At 73.3% G+C, this 4,219-nt stretch carries 4 protein-coding genes; all 4 read right to left on the reverse strand.

All coding sequences use genetic code 11. The annotated features are described in order from the left end of the window. Positions 1-130 precede the first annotated feature (130 nt). Positions 131-490 (reverse strand): hypothetical protein, encoded by a 360-nt coding sequence (locus tag GA0115242_RS21830; protein WP_093831044.1) that lies wholly within the window; start codon positions 488-490, stop codon positions 131-133. 5 nt (positions 491-495) lie between these two features. Beyond that, positions 496-2,121, reverse strand: a complete 1,626-nt coding sequence (locus GA0115242_RS21835; RefSeq protein ID WP_093831046.1) for a hypothetical protein — start codon at positions 2,119-2,121, stop codon at positions 496-498. A 175-nt stretch (positions 2,122-2,296) separates the two neighbouring features. Further along, positions 2,297-3,286 carry a malate dehydrogenase gene (locus GA0115242_RS21840; protein WP_093831048.1) on the reverse strand — a complete coding sequence of 330 codons (990 nt, stop codon included), beginning with the start codon at positions 3,284-3,286 and terminating at the stop codon, positions 2,297-2,299. A gap of 361 nt (positions 3,287-3,647) precedes the next feature. Then, the coding region (locus GA0115242_RS21845) for a DUF2690 domain-containing protein (protein WP_141721706.1) at positions 3,648-4,219 on the reverse strand (572 nt) is incomplete at its 5' end.

Consider the following 4,219-nt stretch of genomic DNA (forward strand, 5'->3'; position numbering starts at 1 on the left):
ACGGCCCGGTCGCCGGGGCCCAGCCGGGCGGCGGAGCCGGTACGGACGCCGCGGGGCCCGGCGCGGCGGGCGGGCCCGCCTCCCAGCGCTGGGTGTCGTCGTTCCAGTGCCGCTCGCCGCCGGGCACCGGTCAGCCTCCCAGCAGGGCGGCCAGGGCACCGGCCGAGGTGAGCAGGGAGACCACGTCCTGGGAGTCGGCGAGCAGCGCGCGCAGCCGCTCCCTGCGGGTGGGTGCCGCCCGCCCGGTGCGGTCGATCTCCGCCTCCGCCTCCGCCAGCTCCCCGGCCAGCGCGGTCGTCCCCCCGGTGGCCCGCAGCATCGGCAGCGCCGCTCTCAATTCCTTCACCAGCGCGAGCAGTTGTTCCGTCTCCTCGTCGCGGCCGGGTTCGCTCCCGTACCCGGCACGGCTCTCGGCGCGCGCGTGGGCGCCGATCGCGAAGGTGCTCCTGTCCACGTTCCCGATGGAGACGTGCGGTTCGTCAGCGGCCATCGCCGTCAGCTCCCTGTGTTCCTGGACATGGTGGCGGAGGCGCCCGTGCCGACGGCGAAGTTGCTGCCCTCCACCTTGGCGATGTGCACGTCGCCGTTGCTGATGTTCACGATCTTCTGGACGAACTCACCGGTCTGGTAGCCGCATTCGGCCAGCGCGATCCGGACGCCGTTCGCCACCCGGTCCTGGACGCTCTTGAGGTAGCGGTCGACGTCCATCGCCTGGAACTGCGAACCGGTGCCGTCGGTGCCCAGCTCCCGCACCGACAGCTCGGGCCCCTCGGGCAGCGCGCCCGCGTGACCGCCGACCAGCGCCCGGCCCGCGTGCACGGCCGCCCACAGGAGCTGGACCACCGAACGGAACGGCGAGGTGGGCACCAGCGCGAGCGCGCCGACCGCCGTGCCGAGCGCGGTGTTGTTGCGGGCCCGGTGGGCGACCCGGTCGGCCTCCTTGAAGTCGCCCCGCACCGGCGCCAGCACGTGCGGTGCCACCTCCAGCATGAGCATGCCGCCCTGGGTGTGGATGCGCACGAAGACCGTGACGACCAGTTCCTCGTCCCAGCCGCCGACCCGGATGCGCAGGAAGTGGCGGCGCTTCTCCCCGCCCTCCTCCACGGCCCGCGCCCGGTGCTCCTCGAACGCCGCCGCGCTGTAGGGCGCCTGGGCGCGCGAGGTCAGGCCCTCGACGGGCAGGAACACGCACTCGTCGATCTCCAGCCGCCGCAGCCGGTCGCGGACCCCGGGGCCCGCCCGCTCGGCCGGGACCCGGAGCTGCTCGACCAGGCGGCGGACCTTCTCCAGGACCACCCGGTTGCTGATCGGCGTGCGGTCCTCGCGCTCCTCGTCCGGGCGCAGTTCGACGGCGAGCACCCAGGTGTCGTAGGCGAATCCGGCGCCGCAGAACGGACGGGCCTCCTGGTACATGATCAGCGGCGCGTGCTGTTCGAGCCGGATGCGCTGCCGCAGCCGGTGCACCCGGGCGCCGCCCTCCTGCTCGGCGGGGTCGGACGCGAGGTCCGCGAAGTGGCGCGGGGAGAGTTCGGCGGCGAGGGCGCGGTGGAATCGGCCGCGCTGGGTGTGCGCGCAGAACGCGGTCACCGCGAGGACGACGAGACAGGCCCACGCCTGCCAGGCCGCCACCGGGAAGCCGCCGAAGAGCCCGAACGCGGCCAGCAGGTTGAGGAGGAGGAGCAGCGCGAGGCTGCTCCAGGCCGTGCAGCGCAGCGCGAAGGCCGGGTACCAGCGGTACAGGGGCGGGCGGGCCCCGGTGCCGCGCGCCCAGCGGGCCGCCACGAGCAGCACGCCGGGCATCAGGTATCCGGCGAACAGGCCGTAGCTGACGGCGAGTCCGGCGGTCCACAGGACGAGGAGGGCGACGGCCCAGAGCAGTTCGAGCCGCCGGGCGCGCAGGGCGTGGGACAGGACGCGGGCGGCGTCGAACCCGAGCGAGGGCGGCACCACGCGGTGTTCGTTGAGGCGCAGTTGCTCGATCACGCGGTCGCGGTACGCGGTGTCGAGGTAGGTGCCCGCGCAGAGCAGCCGGGTGGCCTCGCTGGCGTGCGGCGCAACGGGCGCGGGGTGGGACGGGACGGACGGGTCCGGCTGTTGCCGGGGTAAGGAGGCGGTGCTCACGCTGCATCCCCCGATGCGTGCAGATGCCGTTGTCAGACCTAAAGTTGACAAACCATCAGCATAGGGGCGAGCACGGAAGCGCGACAGCCGAATACCGAACCGGTCGAGAACAGACGGGCCCCGTTCCGGATCGATCCGGAACGGGGCCCGAGAGTACGGCAGTCGGCGCGGTGGATCAGAGCAGACCGAGACCGCGCACGGCCTCGCGCTCCTCCGCCAGCTCCTGCACCGACGCGTCGATGCGGGCGCGGGAGAACTCGTTGACGTCGAGACCCTGGACGATCTCGTAGGAGCCGTCCTTGGTGGTGACGGGGAAGGAGGAGATGAGACCCTCCGGCACGCCGTAGGAGCCGTCGGACGGGATGCCCATCGAGGTCCAGTCACCGTCGGCGGTGCCGTTGACCCAGGTGTGGACGTGGTCGATGGCGGCGTTGGCCGCGGAGGCGGCGGAGGACGCGCCCCGCGCCTCGATGATCGCGGCACCGCGCTTGGCGACGGTCGGGATGAACTCGTCGGCGAGCCACTTCTCGTCGCTGACGACCTCGGCGGCGTTCTTGCCCGCGATCGTGGCGTGGAAGATGTCCGGGTACTGGGTGGCGGAGTGGTTGCCCCAGATCGTCAGCCGCTTGATGTCGGCGACCGTGGAGCCCGTCTTCTTCGCCAGCTGGGTCAGCGCGCGGTTGTGGTCGAGGCGGGTCATCGCGGTGAACCGCTCGGCCGGCACGTCCGGGGCGGCGGCCTGCGCGATGAGCGCGTTGGTGTTGGCCGGGTTGCCCACCACGAGGACCTTGATGTCGTCGGCCGCGTGGTCGTTGATGGCCTTGCCCTGCGGCTTGAAGATGCCGCCGTTGGCCTCCAGCAGGTCGCCGCGCTCCATGCCCTTGGTGCGCGGGCGGGCGCCGACGAGGAGCGCCACGTTGGCGCCGTCGAAGGCGACGTTCGGGTCGTCGCTGATGTCGATGCCCTGGAGCAGCGGGAACGCGCAGTCGTCCAGCTCCATCGCCGTGCCCTCGGCGGCCTTGAGCGCCGGGGTGATCTCCAGCAGGCGCAGCCTCACCGGCACGTCCGCGCCGAGCAGCTGGCCGGAGGCGATGCGGAAGAGAAGGGCGTAACCGATCTGGCCGGCCGCGCCGGTGACGGTGACGTTCACGGGAGTGCGGGTCATGGCGTTCTCCGTAGGACAGCTGGCGGTGGTCGTCCGGGTGGGACGTACAGGTGATCGATCTCTTGGTATCAAGAGAAATCCACCGGTCAGGCTATCGCGCCCGCGCCGGGGCGGACGTCCGGGTCCGTGTGGCCCGCCCCACAGAGTGAACCGGGCCGCGGCGCGGTACCGGGGCAGTCCGGGAGGGGCGACGGGGCTGGGCGGGCCGCCTGTCCGGGAGAGGTGGAGACAGGCGGCCCGCCCGCCAGGGGGGCCGTCGAGCCGGACTCCCGTGGGGGTGACATTCGGGTGCCCGGCGCACGGGGACGTATGCCGGGCACCCCCAAGATTCTTCTCCTCAGGGGGGTGCCGTGCGGCGGTGCTAGGGCGTGCAGCCCTTCTCGGCCGACGCGAGGGTGGCGCACGCGACGGCCTCGCCCGCGTCCTTCACCGCGACCATCGGCGTGTAGGCGATGGTGTCGCCGACCTCGCTGATCGCGTCCGACTGCTTCACCTTCCCGGCGGTGACGACGACCTGGTCGCCCTGCACCGCCTGGGTGATCCGGCCCCACGCGGCCTCGCAGGTCCTGCTGTAGCGGACCTCGACGGTCACCGTCCCGACGACCGCCGTCTTCGCCGTCGTCACGGCGGTCGCGTCCGTCGTGCAGCCCATCGCCTCCGCGTCCTTGCCGGTGCAGGAGTCGCCCGCGCACTTCACCCCGGGCGGCAGATCGGTGCGGACGCTCGCCGACGGCGAGGGGGACGCGCCGCCGCCCGCCTCCTTCCCTGACCCGCCGCCGGTCAGGTAGAACACGGCGCCGACGACGACGAGGGCGCCGGCGGCCCCGGAGAGGAACATCGTCAGCCGCCGCTTCCCGCCGCCACCGCCCGGGGCCGCCCGCCCCGGCTCCCGCCCGGCGGGCCCGCCGTACGGAGGGGGCGTCTGCGGTCCCT

The sequence above is a fragment of the Streptomyces sp. SolWspMP-5a-2 genome, assembly GCF_900091845.1.
GTDB classification, from domain to species: Bacteria; Actinomycetota; Actinomycetes; order Streptomycetales; family Streptomycetaceae; genus Streptomyces; species Streptomyces doudnae.